Origin of the sequence: Chryseobacterium sp. WG14 (assembly GCF_024586945.1) — a bacterium.
Lineage (GTDB): Bacteria > Bacteroidota > Bacteroidia > Flavobacteriales > Weeksellaceae > Chryseobacterium.
Map to the genome: position 1 here is coordinate 225,941 of NZ_JALCZD010000007.1, position 25,925 is coordinate 251,865.

The 25,925-nt window shown below is 36.3% G+C and carries 22 protein-coding genes and 1 riboswitch; of the genes, 18 read left to right on the forward strand and 4 right to left on the reverse strand.

Translation table 11 applies throughout. The features are described from left to right. Positions 1-165: 165 nt before the first annotated feature. Positions 166-915, reverse strand: a complete 750-nt coding sequence (locus MP478_RS13920) for an RDD family protein (protein ID WP_257191255.1) — start codon at positions 913-915, stop codon at positions 166-168. Between the two features lie 27 nt (positions 916-942). Between MP478_RS13920 and MP478_RS13925 the strand changes: the two genes are divergently transcribed. From MP478_RS13925 to MP478_RS13955, 7 genes are all read left to right on the forward strand, one after another. Next, a complete protein-coding gene (locus tag MP478_RS13925) occupies positions 943-1,926 on the forward strand; it encodes a stage II sporulation protein M (RefSeq protein ID WP_257200774.1) in 984 nt (327 codons plus the stop codon). Then, positions 1,910-2,872 (forward strand): DUF4013 domain-containing protein, encoded by a 963-nt coding sequence (locus MP478_RS13930; protein ID WP_257200775.1) that lies wholly within the window; start codon positions 1,910-1,912, stop codon positions 2,870-2,872. Before MP478_RS13925 ends, MP478_RS13930 begins: the two co-directional genes overlap by 17 nt. Further along, positions 2,865-3,653, forward strand: a complete 789-nt coding sequence (locus MP478_RS13935) for a DUF4129 domain-containing protein (protein ID WP_257200776.1) — start codon at positions 2,865-2,867, stop codon at positions 3,651-3,653. Before MP478_RS13930 ends, MP478_RS13935 begins: the two co-directional genes overlap by 8 nt. A 13-nt stretch (positions 3,654-3,666) precedes the next feature. Then, on the forward strand, positions 3,667-4,827 hold the full coding sequence (locus MP478_RS13940) for a hypothetical protein (RefSeq protein ID WP_257200777.1): 1,161 nt from the start codon (positions 3,667-3,669) through the stop codon (positions 4,825-4,827). 64 nt (positions 4,828-4,891) lie between these two features. Next, the gene (locus tag MP478_RS13945) at positions 4,892-5,923 is read left to right on the forward strand and encodes a MoxR family ATPase (RefSeq protein ID WP_257200778.1); all 1,032 of its coding nucleotides are present in this window, start codon (positions 4,892-4,894) and stop codon (positions 5,921-5,923) included. A 77-nt stretch (positions 5,924-6,000) separates the two neighbouring features. After that, on the forward strand, positions 6,001-7,323 hold the full coding sequence (locus MP478_RS13950) for a DUF58 domain-containing protein (protein ID WP_257200779.1): 1,323 nt from the start codon (positions 6,001-6,003) through the stop codon (positions 7,321-7,323). Positions 7,324-7,361: 38 nt separating this feature from the next. Then, positions 7,362-7,781: an OsmC family protein gene (locus MP478_RS13955; RefSeq protein WP_230034189.1), complete on the forward strand. Its 420-nt coding sequence runs from the start codon at positions 7,362-7,364 to the stop codon at positions 7,779-7,781. Between the two features lie 66 nt (positions 7,782-7,847). Here MP478_RS13955 and MP478_RS13960 read toward each other — a convergent pair whose 3' ends face one another. Continuing rightward, a complete protein-coding gene (locus MP478_RS13960) occupies positions 7,848-10,463 on the reverse strand; it encodes a glucosidase (RefSeq protein ID WP_257200780.1) in 2,616 nt (871 codons plus the stop codon). Between the two features lie 188 nt (positions 10,464-10,651). Next, positions 10,652-10,759: riboswitch (SAM riboswitch) on the forward strand. 58 nt (positions 10,760-10,817) lie between these two features. Between MP478_RS13960 and MP478_RS22595 the strand changes: the two genes are divergently transcribed. The 8 genes from MP478_RS22595 to metF all read left to right on the forward strand — a co-directional run bounded on the left by MP478_RS22595 (position 10,818) and on the right by metF (position 20,902). Next, complete coding sequence (locus tag MP478_RS22595) at positions 10,818-11,774, forward strand: alpha/beta fold hydrolase (protein WP_257191263.1); 957 nt, start codon at positions 10,818-10,820, stop codon at positions 11,772-11,774. Next, positions 11,761-13,299 (forward strand): ACT domain-containing protein, encoded by a 1,539-nt coding sequence (locus MP478_RS22600; RefSeq protein ID WP_257191264.1) that lies wholly within the window; start codon positions 11,761-11,763, stop codon positions 13,297-13,299. The genes MP478_RS22595 and MP478_RS22600 overlap by 14 nt, the downstream gene beginning before the upstream one ends. Positions 13,300-13,422: 123 nt before the next feature. After that, a complete protein-coding gene (locus MP478_RS13975) occupies positions 13,423-14,583 on the forward strand; it encodes an O-succinylhomoserine sulfhydrylase (RefSeq protein ID WP_257200781.1) in 1,161 nt (386 codons plus the stop codon). A gap of 35 nt (positions 14,584-14,618) precedes the next feature. Next, entirely contained in the window at positions 14,619-14,990 is a 372-nt protein-coding gene (locus MP478_RS13980; RefSeq protein ID WP_257200782.1) for a four helix bundle protein, read from the forward strand. Next, on the forward strand, positions 14,980-16,008 hold the full coding sequence (locus tag MP478_RS13985; protein WP_257200783.1) for a homocysteine S-methyltransferase family protein: 1,029 nt from the start codon (positions 14,980-14,982) through the stop codon (positions 16,006-16,008). The genes MP478_RS13980 and MP478_RS13985 overlap by 11 nt, the downstream gene beginning before the upstream one ends. Positions 16,009-16,091: 83 nt before the next feature. Continuing rightward, positions 16,092-17,183: a fatty acid desaturase gene (locus tag MP478_RS13990; protein ID WP_257200784.1), complete on the forward strand. Its 1,092-nt coding sequence runs from the start codon at positions 16,092-16,094 to the stop codon at positions 17,181-17,183. A gap of 6 nt (positions 17,184-17,189) precedes the next feature. Further along, the gene (metH, locus tag MP478_RS13995) at positions 17,190-19,850 is read left to right on the forward strand and encodes a methionine synthase (protein WP_257191269.1); all 2,661 of its coding nucleotides are present in this window, start codon (positions 17,190-17,192) and stop codon (positions 19,848-19,850) included. Between the two features lie 92 nt (positions 19,851-19,942). Next, entirely contained in the window at positions 19,943-20,902 is a 960-nt protein-coding gene (gene metF / locus MP478_RS14000) for a methylenetetrahydrofolate reductase [NAD(P)H] (RefSeq protein ID WP_230034206.1), read from the forward strand. 118 nt (positions 20,903-21,020) lie between these two features. Here the strand turns inward: metF and MP478_RS14005 are convergent, their stop codons facing one another. After that, a complete protein-coding gene (locus MP478_RS14005; protein WP_257191270.1) occupies positions 21,021-22,172 on the reverse strand; it encodes a hypothetical protein in 1,152 nt (383 codons plus the stop codon). Positions 22,173-22,273: 101 nt separating this feature from the next. On the opposite strand from MP478_RS14005, the gene folE reads away from it, so the two are divergent. The 3 genes from folE (at position 22,274) to cysS (ending at position 24,964) form a co-directional block, all read left to right on the forward strand. Next, positions 22,274-22,942, forward strand: a complete 669-nt coding sequence (gene folE, locus MP478_RS14010; RefSeq protein WP_230034210.1) for a GTP cyclohydrolase I FolE — start codon at positions 22,274-22,276, stop codon at positions 22,940-22,942. A 2-nt stretch (positions 22,943-22,944) separates the two neighbouring features. Further along, on the forward strand, positions 22,945-23,376 hold the full coding sequence (locus MP478_RS14015) for a DinB family protein (RefSeq protein WP_230034212.1): 432 nt from the start codon (positions 22,945-22,947) through the stop codon (positions 23,374-23,376). Positions 23,377-23,497: 121 nt separating this feature from the next. Next, complete coding sequence (gene cysS / locus MP478_RS14020) at positions 23,498-24,964, forward strand: cysteine--tRNA ligase (RefSeq protein WP_257200785.1); 1,467 nt, start codon at positions 23,498-23,500, stop codon at positions 24,962-24,964. A 349-nt stretch (positions 24,965-25,313) separates the two neighbouring features. On the opposite strand, the gene MP478_RS14025 is transcribed toward cysS, so the two are convergent. Continuing rightward, positions 25,314-25,454: a hypothetical protein gene (locus tag MP478_RS14025; RefSeq protein WP_257200786.1), complete on the reverse strand. Its 141-nt coding sequence runs from the start codon at positions 25,452-25,454 to the stop codon at positions 25,314-25,316. Positions 25,455-25,925 lie beyond the last annotated feature (471 nt).

The following is a 25,925-nucleotide window of genomic DNA, read 5'->3' on the forward strand; positions in this document are numbered from 1 at the left end:
GTAAGGCTTTAATACTAAAGATACAAAAATTGCACCACTGGCTACTATAAGTATGAATGATCAGTAATGAGTAATTACAAAAAGCTTTATCTTGAGTTTCTAAAGGATATTTTCAAATTGACAATTCAACTGCAACGCAAAATTGCTAATTACTGCTAATTGTCATTAGTTATCCTTTCCTGTATAGTAGTTGTAATCTTTGATAATTACATTAATAAACTGTCTTTCCGTCATTTGGGTGGCATCTATTTCCAGTTTTAAAATACTTTTGATCTTATTGGAAAGCTTAGTGATAATCTGACGGTCATCTATTTTCAATGCTTTGGTGTAGTTGTCTTTAATAATTCTCATATCGTTATCACTTAATGCAATAACCTGAGGAAAAGAGGGTATGTAATCCTCGTGGATATTTTCCAGAATAGTATGAGAGATATTAATATTGTTTTTTAAAGAAATTACGGCTGTTCCGGAAGCGATATCTCCCAGTCGCTGATTGTTTTTGGTGATAATCATTGAAACTAAACCTACTATTCCTGCAAAAGAAACATCAACGAGCCTGAAAACCCAGCGGATCATATAATCTCCAAAGCTGGCCTGGTAACCATCAATCTTTACCACTCTTATTTTCATCAGTTTTTTACCGGGAGTCTGTCCTTCTGTCAAACTCTCAAACACTACAGGATAAATGTAAGTTGGGAAGGTAAGAACAATATAAACAGCCATCATAGACCATTGGTCAAGGCCACTTAATAAGTATCCCAAATCTAAAATATTAAAAAAAGTATAAAATACAATAACAACAAAAGCAACTCTTATCAAAAGGTCAATAATAAAAGCAAGCATTCTTTCTCCTACACTGGCCGTATTGAAGTTAATATTTACATTTTGTGAAGTATTTATCGCAATTTGAGACATAATTTTTATTATTTTAGCCTTACAATTATGAGAGAAGTTTATTTCATTAAACAAAATAAAGAAAAATGGTTGGGAATAGAACAGGTTATTCAAGGAAAAATTAAAAAAAATCCTGATGACCTGTCTTCACTGTATATTAATTTGATCAATGACCTGTCATTTGCACAGACATACTATCCCAAAAGCAATACAACTGTTTACTTAAACCACTTGTCGTCTCAGATTTTTCAGAAAATTTATAAAACAAAAAGAGTAGAAGAGAACCGGTTGATTTATTTTTTCCGGACTGAAGTTCCATTATTGGTTTATCAGTATAGAAGATATCTGATGTATGCTTTTCTTTTTTTTATTCTGTTTACTTCAATAGGTGTGCTCTCTGCCATCTATGATAAAGATTTTGCAAATATTATCCTTGGGGAAAGCTATGTAAATGAAACTATTGAAAATATAAAGAATAACAATGCTGTAGGAATCTATCAAAGCGGGTCTACATGGGGAAGTACCATAGGAATTATTTTTAATAACATCCAGGTAGGCGCCAAATTATACATGTATGGTATTGCGGGAGGAGTAGGAACGCTGTTTGCTCTTCTTTCGAACAGTGTCATGTTAGGTTCTTTTCAGTATTTTTTCTATGAATATGGAGCTTTGAAGGACAGTGCAAGAGGAATATGGCTCCATGGGGTCTTTGAGATTTTTGCTATGGTAGTAGAAGCTATGTGTGGATTAATTTTGGGAGCTTCTATTTTGTTTCCCGGAACTTTTTCAAGGTTTAATTCTTTTAAGAGGGGATTCAAAGATTCATTTAAAATATTTTTGAGTACCATTCCATTCACTATTTGTGCAGGAATTATTGAAGGATATGTGACGAGGCATGCGCTGAAAATGCCTTTGGTTTTGAACATAGCAATTATTTTCAGTTCACTTGCGATTATTGGGTTCTATTATTTTGTATATCCGTCAATCGTCAATAAAAAAATTAATAACCAAATCAATGATACAGTTTTATAAAAAAAGGGATTTTGGAACTTTTATAAGTGACAGTTTCAATTTTTTCAAATTATACGGAAAAAACTATTTCAAAAGCTATCTTTTGATTAATGGCTTATTGTTAATCCTTATGGTAACTGTTGTGGTTTTCGGATATAAAGAGCTTTTTTCTCAGCTTTTCGGATCCAATCTGGGTGGTGATACGTATTATTTTGAACAATATTTTTCAGAAAACGGAGGAATGCTGATTGTAGTAGGGCTGCTTACATTTTTACTTTTTATGGTCCTGGCCATCGTCAATTATCTGTTTCCTGTTTTCTATGTGAAGAGAATTGCACAGGGGGCAAAAAATATAAAAACCGATGAAATTCTGAGTGATTTTAAAAATAATGCCGGAAAAATAGTGAAGTTATGCCTTGGAATTATTTTTATTGTAGCACCGCTGGCCCTGTTTGTGATTGGATTTTCCTATCTCCTGATATTTATTGTAATTGGTTTTTTCCTGATATTTCTTGTGTATCCCACGATATTTAATGTCACTACATTTCTGATGTATGATTATTTTAATTCAAACAGGAGTTTTTTTGAAAGTTTGAGCTATTCGATGAGAGCACAGTTTTCCTATCCGAACGGAAGTGAAAAATCTCCATACTGGAAGTATTGGGGAGCGGCATTTGTGATGGTGATTATTATCTCCATTGTGGCTTCATTTTTTACCTACATTCCGATGATATTTTTTTACGGATCAATCCTTACCACTGCTCCGGATGCAAACTTTGAACAAAATCCATTTACAGGTGCAATAGGTATTGCCTTTTTTGTTTTTTATGGTATTTCAATGCTTCTCTCATTCTTTCTTTCCAATCTGATGTATATTAACGGAGGGTTGATGTATTATGACAGCAGAACAGATCTTCACCAGAAAGTGGAACTTGAAGAAATAGACACCATTGGTAATAATGAATAAGTTTCTGTTTTTTATACTGTTTTTTTTGTCCCTGGAATTGATTAATGCTCAGGAAAATATTCCTGTGGATAACTATCTGGGAGATTCTTTGAGTAGAAATCATTACCACAATATGCTGCGTGCAGATTCTGTATTGATGAAAAATCCAGTATCTGAAAATAGGGTATATTCAAAGGAATTTAAAGAAAACATTCCTGCAAGATATAAGGGTAAAGAATACGACTATTCTGTAACCAAGCCAAGAGAATCTTTCTGGCAGAAGCTAATGAGAAAGATCGGACAGCTTTTGCAGAGTATTTTTGGAGAAACAGCTCTTTCCAAATCGGCAGAGCTCACTACAGTTCTCATCCGGTTATTTGCCATTATCCTGGTAGGATTCCTTCTCTATTTTATCATCAGATATATGCTGGGAAAAGACGGAAGCTTTATTTTTGGTAGAAAGAATAAAAAAATAAATATTAAGGTAGAAGAACTTCATGAAAATATCCATGAGATTAATTTTCCTGAAAGTATTGCAAAGTTTGAACATGAAGGAGATTACCGTTCGGCAGTACGTTATCAGTTCCTGTTTATTCTTAAAAAGCTAAGTGATAAAAAACTGATCGACTGGAATCCCGAAAAAACGAACAAAGATTATACGATGGAGCTAAAAGCACCCCATCTGAAAAACGAATTTTCAAACCTTGCCTATATCTTCGATTATGTGTGGTATGGGGAATTCAATATTGAAGAACAGAGTTACAGGAAATTTAAAAATCAGTATCAGGTATTTAAACCATAATTAAAGATTAACCATGAATAAAACTTTCAAAATATATGCTGTAATTTTCATCGTTGTGATGGTTATTCTGGCGTTGCTTGAAGTTAACAAAAAAGAGACTACAAACTGGCGCAAAAACTTCGATATTAATGAGAAGTCTCCTTTTGGGCTGTTTGTTTTTAATAATGAAGCAAAGGATCTCTTTAAAAATAAGCTCAAAAAAACTGAGCAGACGCCTTACGAATATTATAATCAACATAAAAGAGGAATCCATAATATTGTTGTTATCGAAAGCAATATTGACAAAGAATCATGGAAGAAAATCCTGGATCAGGTATCCAATGGTTCCGATGCGATGTTGATTATGGAACGCAGCATGCCCAAAGAAATATCCGACAGTATTGGTTATTATGACTCAGATATTTCTTTTGAAGAAGAGAATGTGCTGAAGCTTACCGATAAAAAATATCAGAGCGATTTTATAAAACTGAATAAATTTCCGTCCGGAAGAGGTTTTTCATTTATTAAGCCCCAGATTGAAATACTCGGTAAGACTGTAGAAAGAAAGAATACGGACCAGGCCAATTTTATTAAAGTAAAATTTGGGAAAGGTAATATCTATGCTCACTGTGAGCCACTTTTCCTTACCAATTACTATCTTCTGAAACCCGGAAATGTAAAATATACACAGGATGTTTTTTCTTATCTTCAGGATAGGGAAACGGTTTGGTTTGTACCAAGCAGCAGTAAAGCATCACGCTTCTTTATGAGGTTTGTATTGTCGAATCCCGCTTTGAAATATGCCTGGTGGGTTCTTTTAGGCGGACTTACCCTGTTTATTTTCTTTAATGCTAAAAGAAAGCAGAGGGTAGTAGCCGTTATAGAACCATTGAGAAATACCTCTTTAGATTTTGTTAAAAGCATAGGAAATCTTTATCTTCAGGAAGGTGATTTTCACGATATGATGGCCAAAAAAGCCCAATATTTCCTAAATAAAGTGAGAATGGACCTGCTGATTGATACCCAGCAATTAGATTCGGAATTTGCAAAAAAACTGCAATTGAAAACCGGAAAAACAATAGAGATGATAGATGAGGCAATAGAGCTTATTAAAAAAGCCCAGGACCCATATGCCAGTGTTATGAAAGAGGACTTAACAAGGATAAACAGACTCCTTGATGAGATCCTTAAATAAAGTAAAGTCCTGATGGACAATGTAGAGATAGAACGAAGCCTGTCAAAAAACCAAAGATAAAATTATGGAAAACCTTGATAACGAAAACATAGAAAATCAAAACGCGATAAACCTTAATAAAAGCGAAGACCAGTTTCAATCCAGAATAGATATGATTGAACTCCGTGCAAGCATTGATAAAGTAAAATCTGAAATTGGAAAAGTAATTGTAGGGCAGGAGAATATGATAGAACATCTGTTGGCTGCATTGCTCTCAAACGGACATGTTTTAATTGAAGGTGTTCCGGGAGTTGCCAAAACAATTACTGCAAAACTACTGGCAAAAACGATTGATGTAGGCTTCAGCAGAATTCAGTTTACCCCGGACCTTATGCCTTCCGATATTTTAGGAACATCAGTTTTCAATGTGAAAAATTCGGAGTTTGAATTTAAAAAAGGACCTATTTTTTCCAATTTCATATTAATTGATGAGATCAACAGATCGCCTGCAAAAACACAGGCAGCTCTTTTTGAGGTAATGGAAGAAAGACAGATTACAATGGATGGTACCCGTTATATAATGGATGAACCTTTCCTTGTAGTAGCTACCCAAAACCCAATAGAGCATGAAGGAACCTATAGACTTCCTGAGGCTCAGCTGGACCGTTTTCTTTTCAAAATCAATGTGGGCTACCCTAATCTTGAACAGGAAATAGCTATTATCAGAAATCAGCATGAAAGTAAAAAAGAAGACAAAACCGAAGGCGTAAATCACGTAATTACCGCAGAACAGCTGAAAAGCTATCAGCATTTGGTAAAAGAAATCATTGTGGAAGCACAGTTGATGGAATATATTGCTAAAATTATTATCAATACCAGAGAAAACCAGTTTTTATATCTGGGTGCTTCTCCCAGAGCTTCGCTGGCGCTTCTTACAGCCTCAAAAGCATTTGCAGCATTGAGAGGAAGAGATTTTGTAACTCCGGAAGATATTAAAGAAGCAAGTTATGCTGTTTTACGACACAGAGTAATCGTTTCTCCGGAAAGAGAAATGGAGGGTCTTACCGCAGATGAAATTATCCGTCAAATCTTAGAGGGAATAGAAATTCCGAGATAGGTAGCAGTAATTATGATTGTGATAAAGCTAATAAACACTCACCCAAAACCTGTCATCTGCAACCTGCAACCTAAACAATGAAAAACTTATACATCAATACACGTTTCTTCTTTACGCTCATCGGAGTGGGTGTTCTGTATGTTTTGGCATTTTTCTTCCCGGCTTTGATGTGGGTTGCCCACGTGGTATTACTGCTTTGTTTTCTTGCAGTAATAGTTGATTACCTACTTCTCTTTAATCAGAAAAATGCATTACAGGCTCAAAGAATAGTACCGGAGAAATTGTCCAATGGCGACGAAAACTTTGTAAAAATTGATATCAAAAACAATTACAGCTTTAAGATTACGACCAAAATTATTGATGAAATACCTTTCCAGTTTCAGAAAAGAGATTTTTTAATTGAAAAACATATTCATTCCGGGACAAATACTTTTTTCCAATATGCATTGGAACCCAAAGAAAGAGGAGAATACCATTTTGGAAGTCTGAATGTATATGCTTCCTCACCCTTGGGATTAGTTTCCAAAAGATTTAATTTCCAGAAAGATGCAATCTTACCTTCCTATCCATCCTTTGTTCATCTCAGAAAATATGAACTGATGGCGTTACAGAGCGAGTTTATGCTGGGAGGAATTAAGAAAGTCAGAAAGTTAGGGCATACCATGGAGTTTGAACAGATCAAGGATTATGTTCCTGGAGATGATATCAGAACCATTAACTGGAAGGCAACATCCAAAGCCAATCGTTTAATGGTTAACCAGTTTCAGGATGAGAAATCACAGCGTATTTTTATACTGATTGATAAAGGCAGAACGATGAAAATGCCTTTCAATGGATTAAGCCTGCTGGATTATTCCATTAATGCTGCCATGGCATTGTCCCATATTATTTTGAGAAAAGGAGACAGGGCCGGAATGATGACTTTTTCAAAAAAAGCAGAAAATAAAATTGCTGCCGATAATAAATCCGGGCACTTGAAAAAAATCTCAGAAGCCCTGTACAATATTAAAACAGATTTTTTTGAAAGTGACTTCAACCGGTTGTACCAGGATGTAAAATATTCGCTCAACCAGAGAAGCTTAATTTTGCTTTTTACCAATTTTGAAACGCTGGACGGATTAAACCGCCAGTTGAAATATCTTCGTGGAATTGCTAAAAATCACTTGCTGGTAGTGGTGTTTTTCAAAAATGCCGAACTCCAGGCGCTGATCAATAAAAATCCTGAAAATATGCAGGAGATATATGATGAAATCGTCGCTGAAAAATTTGAATTTGAAAAGAAACTAATTATCCAGGAGCTGCGTAAATATGGAATTTACACCGTATATACCCTTCCTGAAAACCTGAATATTGATGTTATCAATAAATACTTGGAGATAAAAGCGAGAGGAATTTTATAACTTTGCAACAAGCAACAAGCAACAAGCAACAAGCAATAATGAAAATAACACTCAACAGAATAAACGACGACTTTTTATTTGAATGTACCAACTCCCAAGGAAACTCTATTCTTTTGGACAATACTTCCCAGCCGGGAGCTAAAGGTGTTTCTCCAATGGAAAGTGTCCTGATGGCTGTAGCAGGCTGCAGCGGAATTGATGTGGTTTCTATTTTAAAAAAGCAGCGTCAGGATATTAAAAGCTTTCAGGCAGAAGTGGAAGGAGAGAGAATTCAGGTAGATGATGCAAAGCCTTTTAAATCTATTAAAGTAAAATTCCTTTTGGAAGGAGAAATTGATCCCAAGAAAGCATTAAAAGCAGCAGAATTATCTTTTGAAAAATACTGTTCCGTATCAAAAACGTTAGAGCCGAATGTAGAAATCGGATACGAAGTTTTTGTGAATGGAGATAAAATTTAATTCTATTGTCTTAAAAAAATAAAAAAACCGGATGTCTCATCCGGTTTTTTTATGATTCACAGCCTATTAAAATGTCAGCCTTGGTTTAATAAGTTTAGCTACGGTAGCAGTCCATCCTGTCTGATGGGAAGCCCCTACGCCACGTCCATTGTCTCCATGGAAATATTCAAAGAAAGTGATATAATCTCTAAAGTGTTCATCATGATTAAATTTCGGATTTCCGCCGTTAAAAGCACGTTGGCCATGTTCATCCTTTAAGAAAATAGAGCAAAGTCTTTTACTGATATTTTGGGCTACTTCATCAAGATTTTTTTTATCCCCACTTCCTGTTGGAAACTCTACTTTCAGACTGTTCCCATAATAATAATGAAAACGCTGTAAGCTTTCCACAATCAGAAAATTAATAGGAAACCATATAGGGCCACGCCAGTTGCTGTTACCGCCAAACATTCTGCTGTCACTTTCTGCAGGAGTATAATAAACTATATTTTCCGTTCCGTGAACAGAAAATATAAAAGGATTTTCTTCATATACTTTAGACATGGCACGAATTCCGTAAGAACTTAAAAACTCCTTTTCATCAAGCATTCTTGTTAAAACTTTTGTCAGTCTGTTTTTACGAAGGATACTCATTAAGTGTTTCCTTCCATGTCCTTCCTCATCCCAATGAGAAACAAGCTTAGTAAGTTCAGGTTTGTTTTTTAAGATCCATTCCATTCTGCTTCTGAAGTTCGGCATCTTTTCCAGTAATCTGTGGTCTACGATTTCAACAGCAAAAAGAGGAATTAATCCCACAATACTTCTCAGCCTTAAAGATACACTGTCTCCGTTTCCAAGTTGAAGAACATCATAGAAAAAACCGTCTTCCTCATTCCAGAGGCCTTTGGTTCCTTCACCCAGATTTTCCATTGCTTCTGCGATATAAAGATAATGCTCAAAAAATTTAATAGCCATATCTTCATACACCTGGTAATATTGGGCCAGTTCCATTGCAATGCGCATCATATTTAAAGCGTACATAGCCATCCAGCTTGTTCCGTCAGCCTGTTCAAGATGCTGCCCGTCTTTTAAAACCATATTCCGGTCAAAAGCACCAATGTTATCAAGACCCAGGAAACCGCCCCCGAAGATATTCTTTCCATTTTTATCCTTTCTGTTTACCCACCAGGTAAAGTTCAGGAGAAGCTTCTGGAATACTTTTTCCAGAAATAAAAGATCAGGTTTTCCATTATTTTTTTCATCAATTTTAAAAACCCTGAAGCAGGACCATGCATGTACAGGTGGGTTTACGTCGCTCATATTCCATTCATAGGCAGGAAGCTGCCCATTAGGATGCATATACCATTCCTTGGTCAATAGCAAAAGCTGTCCCTTGGCAAATTCTGCATCTATCATGGATAAAGGAACACAGTGAAAAGCCAGATCCCAGGTAGCATACCAGGGATATTCCCATTTATCAGGCATGGAAATAATATCCTTATTGTGGAGATGATTCCATTCTGTATTTCTTACATATTCATTAAAGTTTCTGGGTGCTTCAAAATTAGGATCACCTTTCAGCCACTTTCCAATATTGTAATGATAAAACTGTTTATTCCAGAGAAGTCCGGCAAAGGCCTGCCTTTGAACATTTCTTTCATCTTCATCAGGGGTGTCATGTTGAATTTCGCTGTAAAATTCTTCAGCTTCAGCTTTCCTGGTATTGAAGATCTCATCAAAGTTTTGAAAAGGTTCATCAGTTCCATCAGGACACAGTCTGAGTTCAAAAATCTTACATTGTCCGCCTTCAATAAGTTCGTCAATCAGAAAAGATGCTTTTGTTCCTCTTTTCTCAGGATTTACAGTGTCTCCCTTGTGAATAATAAAGTCATTAATACCGTCTTTGAAGTAAGTATTTTCAATCTTGGGAGCTCCGTAAAGCTTGGAAGTATTGGTTTCATTATCACAAAATACCCGTTTTGCATTCCCATTTCTGGAATATAGCTTTTTAATCGAAATACTGTCATGACCAATGCTGATACTCCCATCATGAGAAGAAGTCATTTCGCCTTTATAGGTATTATATCCCCATTTCCAGTTGTTTCTGAACCATGCCGTTGGTGCTACCACAATTGGTGCGGCGTGCTGGCTTCGGTTACATACCGTAACCCTTACTAAAATATCGTTATGGTCAGCCTTACAATATTCAATGAAAATATCAAAATATTCATCGTCGTTGAAGATTCCGGTATCAAAAATTTCATATTCCGGTTCCTTTTTGCTGCGTTTTCCGTTTTCTGTAAGAAGCTCATCATAAGGAAATGCATTGATCGGATACTTATAAACCATTTTCATATAGCTATGAGTAGGAGTATTATCCAGGTAATAGAAAATTTCTTTGATATCTTCACCATGATTTCCCTGAGGATTGCTCAACCCAAAGAACCGCTCTTTTACAATTTTATCTTTCTTGTTCCAAAATGAAAATGCAAAACAGAACAGCTGCTTGACATCGGAAATACCTGCAATACCTTCTTCTCCCCAACGGTAGGCATAGCTTTCTGCATTGTTATGATTGGTAAAGTTCCACGCATTTCCGTTTGGGCTGTAATCTTCACGTACATTTCCCCATTGCCGGTTGCTTACATAAGGTCCCCAGTTTTTCCATTTGGAATCTTGTAATCTTTCTTTTTCGGAGGTCATATCACATCATTTTTCTATACGAAGTTAGTTTTTTTGAAAAGTAATTCCAATTCCTATCATCTGAATAATTCTTAATATACCCTTGAAATACTTGTATTTATGGGGAATATTAAAATATTAAATTATTTTTTTTTGAAATTAAAAGAAAAAAACTACCTTTGTACCATTCGTTCATTCAAATATTGAAAATGTTATCAAGAAAGGTTGAGGGATTAGACCCTATGAAACCTTAGCAACCCTTTGTGCAAGCAAAGAAGGTGCTACGTTCTACCAAAATAATTTTGGACAGATAACTACTGAAGTTCTTTTCAGCCATTTCCTGTGGCATTTTCAATTGTATTAAAAATAATAGAATTGAAAACAGAACTAAACTATATTAATCTTTCGTATCAAACCAATTCCCAAAAGGAATATTATATCCCGTTGAGCTATGAGCTTTTCGGGAAAGACCTGTTTACTGCACCCATTATTTTAATCAATCATGCGCTAACCGGAAACTCAAATGTATCCGGAGAAAAAGGATGGTGGAAACAATTAATTGGTGAAAATCAGGTAGTTGATACAAAAAAATATACAGTTCTGTGTTTTAATATTCCCGGAAACGGATATGATAATTTTTTAATTGAAGATTATGAAGATTTCACCCCGGCAGATATTGCCAATATCTTTTTGAAAGGGCTGGAAACTTTACAGATCAAAAAACTATATGCCATTATTGGAGGCTCTCTGGGAGGAAGCATTGCTTGGGAAATGCTTACAAAGCAGCCTAAACTGACGGAAATATTTATTCCTATAGCCTGTGATTACAGAACTCACGATTGGCTGCATGCACAATGTCTGGTTCAGAAGTTTTTATTGAATGATAAAGATGAACCTCTGCAAAAAGCCAGAATTCATGCTATGTTGTGTTACCGGACTCCACAATCACTCAATAACAGATTTCAAAACAAATACAATAAGGAGAAAAAAAGCTTAGAATCGGAAGATTGGCTGGTTTATCACGGTAATGCATTAAACGATAGATTTAGTTTAAAAGCATATAAGCTCATGAACCATCTGTTAATGAATATCAATGCAGATGAATCAATGCTGGATAAAGTCCAGGCACGAATGCACATGATCTCCGTTGATACAGATTTATTCTTTCCTGCTTCTGAGATCAGGATGTGTTTTGAAAGAATGGCAGAGAAAAATAAGAATGTTTCTTATCACGAGATCCAGTCAGTACATGGGCATGACGCCTTCCTAATGGAATACCAACAATTAAATACTATCATAAAAAATATTTTATATACTCATGAAAAATGCTAACGAAATAAAATTTTTGAAGAACAGATCAATCATTAAATTTGAAGGAGAAGATTTCCTTGGAGAAATCGGAATTGACGGACGAATTTTTAAAGCGCTCACTTTAGCGCGTATCAGTGTAGGGGTAATTTCCCAGCAAGCTATAGAAAACGGAATCTCTATTTTGGTTCAGGAAAATGATGCAGAAAAAGCAGTGGCTTGTCTTATCGATGAATTTGAAGCAGAAAGAAAATCGGGAAAAGTTTCCCAAATCTACAGCATCAATAATGTTTCTGTACTCGGATTTGTAGCAGAAGATTTTAATAAAGTCCTTGCTGAGCTGGCCAGAAATAATGTTTTTCCATTACTTTTAAACCAGGTTTCAGGAGAAAACAGAGTAAACATCGTAGTAACATCGTCACAGGATGAAAAAACCAGAAATATCTTAGAATCTGAAATATTCAAAAAACCAAAAACGGTTCACCTGGCAATTATAGGCCATGGAAATGTTGGAAAAACATTAATTGAACAGGTTCTTGAATCTTCAGAAGAAATTAAAAGACGCAAGAAAATAGACTTAAAAGTAGTTGCAGTAGCGAATTCAAAGAAAATAGCTTTCAATAAAAAAGGATTTGATGCAAATTGGAATGATGAGGTTCTAACAGCAGAACATTCATCAGATGTTCAGGAACTGATCAGATTCTCCAATGAAAATCAATTAGAAAATCTGATTGTCGTGGATAATACGGCGAGTAAGGATTTTGTAAAAAACTATCATGCCTTAGCCGAAAACGGATTTGACCTGGTTTCTTCCAATAAGATCTTCAACACACTTCCTATTGAAGAATATCGTAAACTAAGATATACGTTGAGTAAAAACAACAGACGGTATTTGTATGAAACAAATGTAGGAGCAGGTCTTCCGTTAATTGATACCATTAAATTATTACACCTTTCAGGAGAAAATATTACAAGAATAAAAGGCGTATTCTCGGGGTCTCTAAGCTATATCTTCAATAACTTCTCTGTAAGAAACGATAAGTTTTCCAAAGTTATCGGAGAAGCAATGGAGAAAGGGTACACAGAACCGGATCCGCGTGAAGATCTTTCTGGAAATGACGTAGCAAGAAAACTTCTGATTTTGGCAAGAGAGCTGGATCTGATCAACGAATTCCAGGATATTAATATTCAAAACCTGATTCCTGAAAATCTTCTGGCTGTAGAGAAAAGTGAATTTATCTCAAGATTGGAAGAACTCGATGAAGAATATCAGAAGATTAAAGAAAACCAGGAGCCTGGGCATGTACTGCGTTATGTAGGAGATCTGCACGGAAATCTGCAGGAAGAAAAAGGACAGCTTGATGTCAAGCTAGTTTCTGTACCTGGAAGTTCAGCATTAGGGCAGTTAAAAGGTTCAGACTCCATATTTGAGATTTATACAGAAAGCTACGGTGAAAATCCAATTGTTATTATGGGAGCCGGAGCCGGAGCGCAGGTAACTGCCAGAGGCGTTTTCGGAGATATTTTAAGAGTAAGTGAAATAAAATAAAATTAATATAACAATCTGACAATATAAAGTTTACCAATATTTATAAATGGACGTTCTGAGCGTAGCGAAGAATCTCATTGCTATATTGTTAGACTGCTATATTGGTAAATTAATTAAAACTATATGGAGAATTTTGAAACATCAGCAATAAGAACCCAAACTGAAAGAACCCAGTTTGACGAGCATTCCACGCCATTATATCTTACATCCAGCTTTATTTTCCAGGATGCCGAAGATATGAGGGCAAGTTTTGCCGAAGAAAAGCCTAAAAACCTATACAGCCGTTTCTCTAACCCGAACGTAACGGAATTCACAGATAAAATTGCTAAAATGGAAGGTGCAGAAGCAGGATATGCATTTGCGACGGGAATGGCGGCAATTTATTCCACATTTGCAGCATTATTGAATGCCGGCGATCATATTGTAAGCTGCCAGTCGGTTTTTGGATCTACCCATACCTTGTTTACCAAGTATTTTCCAAAATGGAATATTGAAACCACCTACTTCAAGGCAGGCGATGCTGAAAATGTAGAAAAATATATCAAGCCTAATACAAAGATTCTATATCTTGAAACACCCACCAATCCTGCTATTGAGATTCTGGATCTGGAGTTTTTCGGGCAGATTGCTAAAAAATACAATCTTATTTTCATTGTAGATAACTGTTTTGCAACACCTTATCTTCAGCAGCCGATAAAATATGGTGCAGATGTTGTTGTACATTCAGCAACGAAGCTGATTGACGGACAGGGAAGAGTTTTAGGAGGAATTGCAGTAGGAAAGGAAGAGCTGATCAGAGAAATTTATCTTTTTGCAAGAAATACAGGACCTGCACTATCTCCTTTTAATGCATGGGTATTATCAAAAAGCCTGGAGACATTGGCAATCCGTGTTGAAAAACATTGTGAAAATGCATTGAAAGTAGCCGAGTTTTTAGAAAGTCACCTTAATGTAGAACTGGTAAAATATCCATTCCTGAAATCCCATCCGAACTATGAAGTTGCCAAAAAACAGATGAAGCTCGGAGGAAATATTGTTGCTTTTGAAATAAAAGGAGGTATAGAGGGTGGAAGAAACTTCTTAGACAAGATACAAATGTGTTCACTTTCCGCTAACTTAGGTGATACAAGAACGATCGTTACTCACCCGGCTTCTACAACGCATTCCAAATTGTCTGATGAAGAGAGAAACGAAGTAGGGATTACGGCAGGTTTAGTCCGTTGTTCAGTAGGGCTGGAAAATGTAGAAGATATCATTGTAGACCTGAAGCAAGCCTTAGATTAGTTGAGGGTTTAGGGTTGACAGTTTATAGATAAAAAATGAGTAGAGATTATACAGAATTAGAGGTTTGGATTGAAGGAAGAAAATTGGTTAACCTAACTTATATTTTGACCACAAATTTTCCTAAAGAAGAATTATTTGCTTTAACCAGTCAAATAAGAAGAGCTGCTATTTCAATCCCATCAAATATAGCAGAAGGATGTGGAAGAAGAACATCTAAAGATACATTACACTTTTTGCATATTGCCAGGGGATCTCTTTACGAACTGGAAACCCAATTTTATCTGGCTTTAGACCAAGTATATATTTCTAAAGATGATTTTGAAATTGTAAATAGAAAAATCCTTTTATGTAAAAAGCTTATCAGCGGATTTATAAATTATTACAAAAAAATAGAAAATGAAAAATAGCATACAAGACTTTCAACTCTCAGCTCTCAACTCTCAACTCCAAAAGCGTATTCTCATCCTCGACGGTGCCATGGGAACAATGCTTCAGCGTTACAAGTTTGAAGAAGAAGATTATCGTGGAGAGCGTTTCAAAGACTGGGAACATTCGGTAAAAGGAAATAATGACCTGCTTTCTTTGACACAGCCCCATGCGATTGAAGAAGTTCATAAAAAATATCTGGAAGCAGGTGCTGATATCATTGAAACGAATACGTTCTCAGGAACTACGATTGCGATGGCAGATTATCACATGGAAGAACTGGTCTATGAGCTGAACTATGAGTCTGCAAGAATTGCCAGAAAAGCCTGCGATGAATACACCGCAAAAAATCCTGATAAGCCGAGATTTGTGGCAGGATCTATAGGGCCTACAAACAGGACGGCAAGTTTAAGCCCCGATGTTAATGATCCTGGGTATAGAGCGATTACTTTCGAAGAATTGAGAGTAGCTTACAGGCAGCAATGTGAAGCACTATTGGATGGAGGATCAGATATTTTGTTGGTAGAAACCATCTTTGATACACTGAATGCCAAGGCCGCCTTATTTGCCATTGATGAACTTCAGGAAGAAAGAGGAATTACAATTCCAATCATGGTTTCAGGAACCATTACCGATGCCTCAGGAAGAACTTTGAGCGGGCAGACAGCAGAAGCTTTTCTGATCTCAGTTTCTCATTTGAACCTGTTAAGCGTGGGCTTCAACTGTGCTTTAGGGGCAGATCAGCTGACACCTTACCTGGAAACGTTAGCCCATAATTCAGAATTCTATGTTTCGGCTTATCCGAATGCAGGCTTACCGAATGCTTTTGGGAAATATGATGAGACACCGGAAGATATGGCCAGACAGATTAAAGAATATGTAGAAAAAGGATTGATCAATATTATCGGAGGATGCTGCGGTACTACTCCGGAACATATCAAGGCAATTGCTGATATGGTAGAAAAATATCCGCCAAGAAAATTGAAGGAATTTGTGTGATTTGATAGATTTTTTTAATCAAAATCAAGAATGTTGGCTGGATTGTAAATATTAACTTTAAATAAACCATAAAGTTTAATGTAATGGAAAAGCCGAGTTACTTAAAAAATTCAGACGATGTGAAACTGTTTAATGAACTGAGAAAGAAAGTAAACCAAAGGGTAGAAGCAATTCCTGAAAACAGGGATATTTATATTCAGGTGAAGGCTGTTATCCTGCCGTTGATCTATATAAGCTTATACTTTTTTGCAGTTCTCAACGCAGAAAAGCCTTGGATGTATATATTGAGTTTTATTGCAATGGGCATTTTTCTGGTTTTGATTTATTTAAATCTAATTCATGAAGCAGCTCATAATAATATTTATAAAAGTAGAAGACTGAATTTTCTGGTTTTGCACATTTTTGATTTTGTGGGAGCTAATTCCTACATCTGGAAAAAAAGGCATATAGCAAGTCATCATGCCTATCCGAATGTGGATGGCTGGGATACCGATATCGAGCAGAGTGGTTTGCTGTTAATCATTCCCTGGATCAAAGCAAAAGGGGTACAGAAGTATCAGGATAAGTTTTTCTTTTTAGTATATCCGTTGTATTTATTCAACTGGATGTTTATAAGAGATTTTAGAGACTTCTTTGATAAGGAAAGGGTGATTTTGAAAACCCAGGGAAAAATACCTGCGATAGAAAAAATAAAAATGATAGGCTATAAGTTGTTCTACTTTTTTTATCAGATTGTAATTCCTGTTATGTTCTTTAAAGTATCAGTAGGCTTGGCATTGGGAGCATGGTTTTTACAGGTGATTTCAGCAAGTATTTTTGCCTTGTTTGTTTTATTGCCCCTGCATCCGCTGCCTGATAATGCTTTTCCGAGATTAGACAGGAGTAATGGACTTCCATTCAGCTGGCTTCGTCACCAATTTGAAGTCACTAATGATTTAAAAGAAAACAATTGGCTGGTGAGAAATGTGTTGGGGAATTTTAATTTCCATGTTGCCCATCATTTATTTCCAAATTATAGCTATATGTATTATAACGAAATCACTGAGGAGATAGAAAAATTTGCTAGAGAGCATGGTTTAGCATACAAAAGATTTCCACTGATCACTGCTTTAGCCAAGCATAGAGATTTATTAAGGCAGAATGCAAATAATGCCTATTATATTTTAGAAGAATAAAATTAAATGAAGTATTTAAGATTATCGGGCCTTGAGCCTCTTATCATAACACCGGAGAGTAATTTCATCAATGTTGGTGAAAGAACCAATGTTGCCGGCTCCAAAAAATTTTTAAGACTTATTAAAGAGGAGAAATTCTCTGAAGCATTAGATATTGCCCGCCATCAGGTGGAAGGTGGGGCACAAATTCTTGATGTCAATTTTGATGATGGATTGATTGACGGAAAAGCGTCCATGATCAAGTTCCTGAACTTAATTGCTTCCGAACCGGATATCGCAAGAATTCCAATCATGGTGGATTCTTCCAAATGGGAAATCTTAGAAGCTGGTCTTCAGGTGGCACAGGGAAAATGTGTGGTAAATTCCATCAGCTTAAAAGAAGGAGAAGAAGAATTTATCAAACATGCAAAAGCCATCAAAAGATATGGTGCTGCTGTGATTGTAATGGCATTTGATGAGGTAGGGCAGGCAGATAGTCTTGAACGGAGAATTGAAATCTCAAAAAGGTCTTATGATATTTTGGTGAACCAGATTGGTTTTCCTGCCGAAGATATCATTTTCGATTTAAATATTTTTCCGGTGGCTACAGGAATGGATGAACATAGAAGAAATGCCATCGATTTTATTGAAGCAACACGGTGGGTAAGGAATAATCTTCCCTATGCATCTGTAAGCGGAGGGGTGAGTAATGTTTCTTTCTCATTCCGTGGAAATGATACCGTAAGGGAAGCCATGCATTCCGTATTTCTTTATCATGCCATCCAGGCCGGAATGAACATCGGAATTGTAAACCCTGCAATGCTGGAGGTTTATGATGAAATTAATAAAGAACTTCTGGAGCTTGTAGAAGATGTCATTCTTGATAAGAGAGAAGATGCTACAGAAAGACTTTTGGATTATTCCGAAAAACATAAGTCGGTAAAGAAAGAAAAAACCGAAGATTTAGAATGGAGAAACAATCCTTTGCAGGAAAGAATTACGTATGCACTGGTAAAAGGTATCGATCGTTTTATTGAAGAAGATGTAGAAGAAGCCAGACAAGTTGCCGAAAAACCGCTTCATGTCATAGAAATTAATCTGATGACCGGAATGGGAGTGGTAGGAGATTTATTTGGAAGCGGAAAAATGTTCCTGCCACAGGTCGTAAAGTCGGCAAGAGTAATGAAAAAAGCAGTTGCCTATTTACAGCCTTATATTGAAGCTGAAAAAGACGGATCAAGACCTGCGAATGGGAAAATTCTAATGGCAACAGTAAAAGGAGATGTTCACGATATTGGTAAAAATATTGTGAGTGTAGTTTTAGGCTGTAACAATTATGAAATCGTTGACCTTGGAGTGATGGTGCCTGCCGAAAAGATTATTCAGACAGCCATTGCAGAAAAAGTAGATGTCATTGGATTAAGCGGGTTAATTACTCCAAGTCTGGATGAGATGGTATATATCGCTTCAGAATTAGAAAGACAAAACTTAGATTTTCCTTTATTGATCGGAGGTGCTACTACATCAAAAGCACATACTGCTGTGAAAATCGATTTAAAATATAAAAATGCAGTTGTTCATGTGAATGATGCTTCAAGAGCAGTAAATGTAGTAAGTTCATTATTGGGTGACCGAAATAAAGAATATGTTTCAGATCTAAAGAATGATTACTCAGATTTCAGGGAAAAATTCCTGAACAGACAGGTTGATAAAGACTATGTATCAATTGAAGAAGCAAGAAAAAATCATTTTACAATTGATTGGGAAAATGAAGAGATTTTTACACCGAATAACTTAGGTATAAAAGTTTTTGAAAACCAGGATTTGCATGAGCTTCTTCCTTTTATAGACTGGTCGCCGTTTTTCAGAAGCTGGGACCTGCATGGGAAATACCCTAATATTCTAGAAGATAAGGTAGTAGGCGTTCAGGCTAAAGAGTTATTTAAGGATGCCCAGGTTATTTTAAAAAGAATTTTAGACGAAAAATTATTAACAGCAAAAGCCATCTTCGGAATTTTTAAAGCCAACTCCAATGAATCTGACGATATCTTAATCTTTGATGAGAATAATAATGAGCAGGCTAAGTTTTTAACTTTAAGACAGCAGGCTCAAAGATCAAAAGGAAAAGAATATTTGGCTTTAAGTGATTTTATTGCTCCTCAGAGTTCAGGAAAAACAGATTATGTAGGAGCTTTCTGTGTGACCACAGGTTTTGGAACAGATGAATTGTCCGCTGAATATGAAAAAGCCAATGATGATTATAATGCCATCATGGTAAAAGCATTGGCAGACCGTTTTGCAGAAGCTTATGCCGAGTTTTTACATAAAAAAGTAAGAACCGAGTACTGGGGCTATGCCAATCAGGAAAACTTAAGCAACGAAGATCTGATTGCTGAAAAATACAAAGGAGTTCGTCCTGCACCCGGATATCCGGCCTGCCCTGACCATTTGGAAAAGAAAACAATCTGGGATCTTTTAAAAGTAGAAGAAAATATAGGCGTTTACCTTACCGAAAGTTTAGCCATGTTTCCTACAGCAGCGGTTTCCGGATACTATTTCGGAAGCCCGCATGCAAAATACTTCGGTTTAGGAAAAATTACAGAAGACCAGCTTAAAGACTATGCTGCAAGAAGAGGGTGTACCATTCAGGAAGCAAGAAAATGGTTGTCACCCAACTTAGCAGATTAAAAAAAGTTTATAGTTCATGGGTGAGAGCTGATAGTTTGTTTACAAATCAAGACTCTTAGCTATCAACTATCAACCAACAACTAAAATATAACATGAAGATAACAGAACACATTAAAAACGCAAATGGCAAAACTTTATTCTCCTTAGAAGTTGTTCCGCCACAGAAAGGAATCGGTATTGAAGATCTGTATACGAACATAGATCCGCTGATGGAATTCAAGCCCCCGTTCATTGATGTTACCACTTCAAGAGAGGAATATATCTATCTCGATAAAGGAAATGGGCTGGTGGAACGTCGTATTACAAGAATGCGGCCGGGAACGTTGGGAATCTGTGCCGCTATTCAACATAAATATAATGTAGATACAGTTCCACATTTGCTGTGTGGAGGATTTACAAAAGAAGAAACAGAATATCTTTTGGTAGACTGTATGTACCTTGGAATAGATAACGTTATGGCATTGAGAGGAGATGCAATGAAAGGACATCAGTATTTTGAACCTACCCAGGGAGGGCATGCCAGTGCTATGGACCTTGTCAACCAGATTAATAACCTGGGAAGAGGAAAGTACCTTCATGACGAAGATCAGATTTGTGATGAGCTTAATAAATTCTGCATAGGAGTGGCAGGATATCCCGAAAAACATATGGAGGCACCCTCCATGAATTATGACCTGAAATGGCTGAAGCAGAAAGTAGATGCCGGAGCAGATTATATTGTGACTCAGATGTTCTTTGACAATAAAAAGTATATTGAATTCGTTCAGAAAGCAAGAGAAATGGGAATTACCGTTCCTATTATTCCGGGAATTAAACCTATTGCTACCAAAAGGCACTTGAAACTGTTGCCACAAGTATTTAAAATAGATCTGCCGGAAGAATTAATCAATGAAGTTGAAAATGCTAAAAATAATGAAGCCGTAAAACAAATCGGAATAGAATGGGCCATTGCCCAATGTAAAGAACTGCTGGATTTTGGAGTTCCTGTTTTACACTTTTACTCCATGGGGAAAAGTGATAATATTAAAAAAGTAGCCGGTGAGCTATTCTAATAAAAGTACCAAAAATGAAGGAATCCCTGTCTATATGGCAGGGTTTTATTTTTAATCTGAAGCAAAACTGAATCTGGTCTTCAATAACTTCCATCTTTCAGGCTCAGACTTCCTCATTTTAAAGGATAGGATGTCTTTCAAATTCTTTATTTCTATCGAATAAATATCGGTAAGTTGCGAGCTTCCTGGTCACTGTAGTATCAAGAGCTTCTGCAATTTTGATCATCTTTGGATTAAAATCACCAATCCACTGCAGTTCAGTAGTTGTAAAATCTGTATGTTCTCTCAAATGCTGGGTCCCTTTCCAGATCATATACCCATCAATACCTTTTTTCTGCCATTCTGGAACTACCCCGAAAACCAGACCAACCATTTTTTCATTCCTTTTAAACTCCTTTAGCCATAAAAATTTAAGCTTTTCAAAAATTCCGAATTTTCCATTGAGATATTTAAACCATTGATTAAGATCCGGGAGATTAATCCACATCGCAATCGGTTTTTCATTTTCATACACAAACCATGAGATATGTTCATTGATAATAGGCTTCATCGTATTAAACATTTTCAGGACCTTAGCTTCCTCTATATGTTTCCCTTCACCATGAGAAGCCCAGGCTTTATTGTACACCTCCGTAAAATCTTTGGCAAATTTTTTCAGGTTATTCTTTTTCATAGGCTGGGCAGAAATAGCAGGATTTCTCCTGTTTCTCTCATAAGCAATAGTGAAAACCCTTGAAACCTCTGCGAAAATGGGCCTTGTAAAACAAAATTGTTCAAAATAAATCTGAAAACCATAATTTTCAAAAAGCTCTTTGTAGTAAGGAGGGTTGTAATTCATACCAAACAAAGGTTCAGTAAATCCTTCAATCAAAAGACCCCAGAATTTATCCCTTTCTCCAAAATTGATAGGCCCATCCATTGCTTCCATACCTTTTTCCTGAAGCCAGCTTTTACAATGGTCAAAAATAAAATTAGCCGTTTGCTGATCATGAATACAGTCGAAAAAACCAAAACCTCCTGTTGGCTGCTTTTGTTCATAACAGGTGTTGATAAAAACAGCGACTTTACCCACTGTTTTGTCATTCTTTTTAAACAAAAACCTTTTACATTCTCCATATTTGAAAAACTTACTCTTTCGGGGATCAAAAATTTCTTCAATATGTTTATCTAAAGGGCGTATATAATGGTTGTCGTGGAGATAAAGTTGTGCAGGGAATTCCAGAAATTCCTTTTTATGTTTTTCATTTTGTACTTCTTCGACAATAATCATAGGTTTTTTAATAAGACTGGTTATAAAAGATAATATTTTTCGGTCTATTTTAAAATAAATGAATTAATATTATCCGTATTTTTGCTGCAAATTAAATAAAAATGGTTGATTTTACTGATAACGACGATGATATTTTCACAGGAAAAGAACATACGCCTATAAGGGAAAATGCTTTTGATAAATCGCCACAGGAAAAAATTGAAAAAATTACTGAGCTGTTTGGTGAAATTATGGAAACCCTTGGGTTAGACATGACAGACGACTCTTTAAAAGATTCTCCGAAGCGTGTAGCCAAAATGTATGTGAATGAGATTTTCGGCGGATTACTGCCGGAAAATAAGCCGGGTATTTCTACCTTTTCCAATAAATATAAGTACCGTCAGATGTTAGTGGAAAAAGATATTACCGTATATTCTTTCTGCGAACATCATTTCCTTCCGATTATTGGAAGAGCACACGTAGCCTATATCTCAAACGGAGAAGTAATAGGTCTTTCAAAAATTAACAGAATTGTTGATTATTATGCAAAAAGACCACAGGTTCAGGAAAGATTGACTATGCAGATTGTAGACGCCCTGAAAGAAGCTTTAGGAACAAAAAACGTAGCCTGCATCATTGATGCCAAACACCTTTGTGTAAACTGCAGAGGAATTAAAGATACATCAAGCTCCACCATAACAGCTGAATTAAGTGGTATTTTCAGAACAAACCCTATTACAAGACAGGAATTCTTACATTATGTAGGAAGCCATGCAAAACTAGATTATTAGTAATGAATTACCAGGTTCTTAAGCATATGGTAGATGCCGGACTTCAGAGATTTCAAACAATTTCCGAAGAAGAATGGAATTATAAAGCTACACCAGAAAAATGGTCTAAAAAAGAAATTATAGGACATCTTTGTGACAGTGCTTTTACAAATATCCGTAGATTTGTAGTCACTCAATATAAGGAGAATGAGAATATTGTATACGATCAAAATGAATGGGTGAAAATCCAGAACTATCAGAATGTTCCTACTGATGAGGTTATCAGCCTTTGGAAGACGTTGAACTACCAGATTGTTCGTGTTGTTGAAAATATTCCTGATGAAGCACTACAGAGAACTTGTGATACCACCAAAACAGAACTCCAGGTTTTTACATTGGAATTTATTATCAATGATTATGTAGAACATCTGCAACATCATTTAAAAGCGATTTGATTATGATAAAATTTAAAAAAGTTTCAGATAAAATTTATATCACAACAATTATTTGTTGTGACAGAATATTATTTTAACTAATTTTTAAATCTTAAACTATTGAATCTTTAATAAAAAATAAATGCAACTAAAAATATATAACTCGCTTACAGCAGAAAAAGAAATATTCAAACCTATTTTAGAAGGTAATATCGGAATGTATGTCTGTGGGCCTACCGTTTACAGTAATGTACACCTGGGAAATGTAAGAACTTTCCTTTCTTTCGATTTTATCTACCGTACCCTAATGCATTTAGGGTATAAAGTGAGATATGTAAGAAACATTACCGATGCCGGACACCTTACCGATGACGGAAACGTAGATAATGACAGATTTGTAAAACAGACCAGACTTGAAAAGCTGGAGCCTATGGAAATCGTACAGAAATATACCGTAGATTTTCATAAAGTGTTAGAGATGTTCAACCTGCTTCCTCCCAATATCGAGCCCACAGCTACCGGTCATATTGTGGAACAGATCGAACTGACACAAAAACTGATTGAAAGAGGTTTCGCCTACGAAAGCAACGGTTCAGTATACTTCGATGTATTGGAATACAATAAAAGAGGACTTAATTATGGTGAACTTTCAAAACGTAATATAGAAGAGCTTTTTGCCAATACCCGTGATCTTGACGGACAAGGTGAGAAAAAGAACCCACAGGATTTTGCCCTTTGGAAAAAAGCCTCTCCCGCTCATATTATGAGATGGAACTCTCCCTGGGGAGAAGGATTCCCGGGATGGCACCTTGAATGTACAGCGATGAGCACAAAATATCTTGGAGAAACTTTCGATATTCACGGAGGAGGAATGGACTTGAAATTCCCACACCACGAATGCGAAATCGCCCAAGGGAAAGCATGCAACGACGCTGCTCCAGTAAATTACTGGATGCATGCCAATATGTTGACGATGAATTCCCAGCGTATGAGTAAATCTACAGGAAACTATATTCTTCCTATGCAACTGGTTACAGGAGATAACGACTTCTTTGAAAAGCCTTTCCATCCGTCAATTGTTCGTTTCTGCTTCCTGCAGGCACATTACAGAAGTGTTTTGGATATTTCCAATGATGCGATGATAGCCAGCGAAAAAGGATTTATAAGATTGATGGAGGCTGTGAAAGTATTAAACTCAATCGCTCCTGACGATAATAAACAGTCTGCTTTCAGCCTTAAAGAATGGAAAAACAAATGTTATGAAGCATTAACCGATGATTTCAATTCTCCAATTCTGATTGCTCATTTATTTGAAGCTGTAAAATACATCTTTGCTTTAAATGATGCCAAAGAAACCATCTCTACACAAGACCTTGAAGATTTAAAGGCAACTTTGAATGCTTTTATCTTTGATGTATTGGGATTACAGGCTGTAGAGGAAAATAACAATGAAAAACTTGATCAGACATTGAAAGTTTTAATTGAACTTAGAAATCAGGCAAGAAAGTCCAAGAACTTTGACCTTTCAGATCAGATCAGAGACAAGCTGCTGGCTGAAGGTATCGAATTAAAAGACGGGCGAGACGGAACATCTTATGTTCTGAATTAAACCATATAACTTTACTTTATAATCATTCCGTGAGAATCTTTAACAGCTAAGATTTTCACGGAATGTTTTTTTTTGTTCACTCCCAACCCCTCCACCTTTCATTCTCAGACTCAAACCTCTCCAACCCTCCAACTCTCGAACTCTCAAACTCTCAAACTCTCGAACTCAAGAGGAGCTTTTTCCCGCTATCCACTCATACTCCTCGCGCATGGCTCCCTGCGCTGTATCCTTCCCTGTGCCGAGCTGTGCTGCGGGGTACCCGTTACTATCGGGGCTAGGGTAGGAGTGATACATTACAAAAGAAGCCTGATAAACATGCGGCAGTAAGTGAACGGTCAACGATGAATCGTCAATGGTCAATAGCCAATAGTGAATGATCAATGATCAATAGCCAGCCGCCAGTAGCCAGCCGCCAATAATAAACCCATTCTTTCCGGAACACCTGTTCAATAGGAATGGGCTTTAGCCCATCCACATAGAACAACCCCATCCATTGGCTTTAGCCAAAACCAAATCCAGGACCTTCAGATAAGACAACCCGATCATATAAATAATATATAGTAAAAGAACAATACCATATATATGGAATAACTTCCATCACCTATCACCTATCACCTATCACCTATCACTCACAACTCATAACTCCTCACTCCTCACTCATAACTCCTCAAACATTTGTTTAAAACTTTTCACCTTACCTTCCAGCGTGTTAAGATAAAAAATGAACGGAATATGAATTTAGTGTTACATAAACTTGTTTGGTATAGGTAAGTTGGCTTACCTTTGCCGCACTGAAAAACGAAAGAAAATCAGTAAGCGCAGAAGGGCTTTTAGATAAGCATAAAACGGTATACTCGAAAAGAAAATAAGTCTAAAAAAAGGCTTCAAAATTTTTAGAAATAAAAGTTGCGGAAGTAAAAAAGATTTGTATCTTTGCAGTCCCAATACGGGAGCGCAGGAG

What these genes read in the sequence shown, in the direction of transcription:
- MP478_RS13920 (WP_257191255.1), bottom strand. Translation starts at nt 915, where the DNA reads ATGTCTCAAATTGCGATAAATACTTCACAAAATGTAAATATTAACTTC.
- MP478_RS13925 (WP_257200774.1), top strand. Translation starts at nt 943, where the DNA reads ATGAGAGAAGTTTATTTCATTAAACAAAATAAAGAAAAATGGTTGGGA.
- MP478_RS13930 (WP_257200775.1), top strand. Translation starts at nt 1,910, where the DNA reads ATGATACAGTTTTATAAAAAAAGGGATTTTGGAACTTTTATAAGTGAC.
- MP478_RS13935 (WP_257200776.1), top strand. Translation starts at nt 2,865, where the DNA reads ATGAATAAGTTTCTGTTTTTTATACTGTTTTTTTTGTCCCTGGAATTG.
- MP478_RS13940 (WP_257200777.1), top strand. Translation starts at nt 3,667, where the DNA reads ATGAATAAAACTTTCAAAATATATGCTGTAATTTTCATCGTTGTGATG.
- MP478_RS13945 (WP_257200778.1), top strand. Translation starts at nt 4,892, where the DNA reads ATGGAAAACCTTGATAACGAAAACATAGAAAATCAAAACGCGATAAAC.
- MP478_RS13950 (WP_257200779.1), top strand. Translation starts at nt 6,001, where the DNA reads ATGAAAAACTTATACATCAATACACGTTTCTTCTTTACGCTCATCGGA.
- MP478_RS13955 (WP_230034189.1), top strand. Translation starts at nt 7,362, where the DNA reads ATGAAAATAACACTCAACAGAATAAACGACGACTTTTTATTTGAATGT.
- MP478_RS13960 (WP_257200780.1), bottom strand. Translation starts at nt 10,463, where the DNA reads ATGACCTCCGAAAAAGAAAGATTACAAGATTCCAAATGGAAAAACTGG.
- MP478_RS22600 (WP_257191264.1), top strand. Translation starts at nt 11,761, where the DNA reads ATGAAAAATGCTAACGAAATAAAATTTTTGAAGAACAGATCAATCATT.
- MP478_RS13975 (WP_257200781.1), top strand. Translation starts at nt 13,423, where the DNA reads ATGGAGAATTTTGAAACATCAGCAATAAGAACCCAAACTGAAAGAACC.
- MP478_RS13980 (WP_257200782.1), top strand. Translation starts at nt 14,619, where the DNA reads ATGAGTAGAGATTATACAGAATTAGAGGTTTGGATTGAAGGAAGAAAA.
- MP478_RS13985 (WP_257200783.1), top strand. Translation starts at nt 14,980, where the DNA reads ATGAAAAATAGCATACAAGACTTTCAACTCTCAGCTCTCAACTCTCAA.
- MP478_RS13990 (WP_257200784.1), top strand. Translation starts at nt 16,092, where the DNA reads ATGGAAAAGCCGAGTTACTTAAAAAATTCAGACGATGTGAAACTGTTT.
- metH (WP_257191269.1), top strand. Translation starts at nt 17,190, where the DNA reads ATGAAGTATTTAAGATTATCGGGCCTTGAGCCTCTTATCATAACACCG.
- metF (WP_230034206.1), top strand. Translation starts at nt 19,943, where the DNA reads ATGAAGATAACAGAACACATTAAAAACGCAAATGGCAAAACTTTATTC.
- MP478_RS14005 (WP_257191270.1), bottom strand. Translation starts at nt 22,172, where the DNA reads ATGATTATTGTCGAAGAAGTACAAAATGAAAAACATAAAAAGGAATTT.
- folE (WP_230034210.1), top strand. Translation starts at nt 22,274, where the DNA reads ATGGTTGATTTTACTGATAACGACGATGATATTTTCACAGGAAAAGAA.
- MP478_RS14015 (WP_230034212.1), top strand. Translation starts at nt 22,945, where the DNA reads ATGAATTACCAGGTTCTTAAGCATATGGTAGATGCCGGACTTCAGAGA.
- cysS (WP_257200785.1), top strand. Translation starts at nt 23,498, where the DNA reads ATGCAACTAAAAATATATAACTCGCTTACAGCAGAAAAAGAAATATTC.
- MP478_RS14025 (WP_257200786.1), bottom strand. Translation starts at nt 25,454, where the DNA reads ATGGGGTTGTTCTATGTGGATGGGCTAAAGCCCATTCCTATTGAACAG.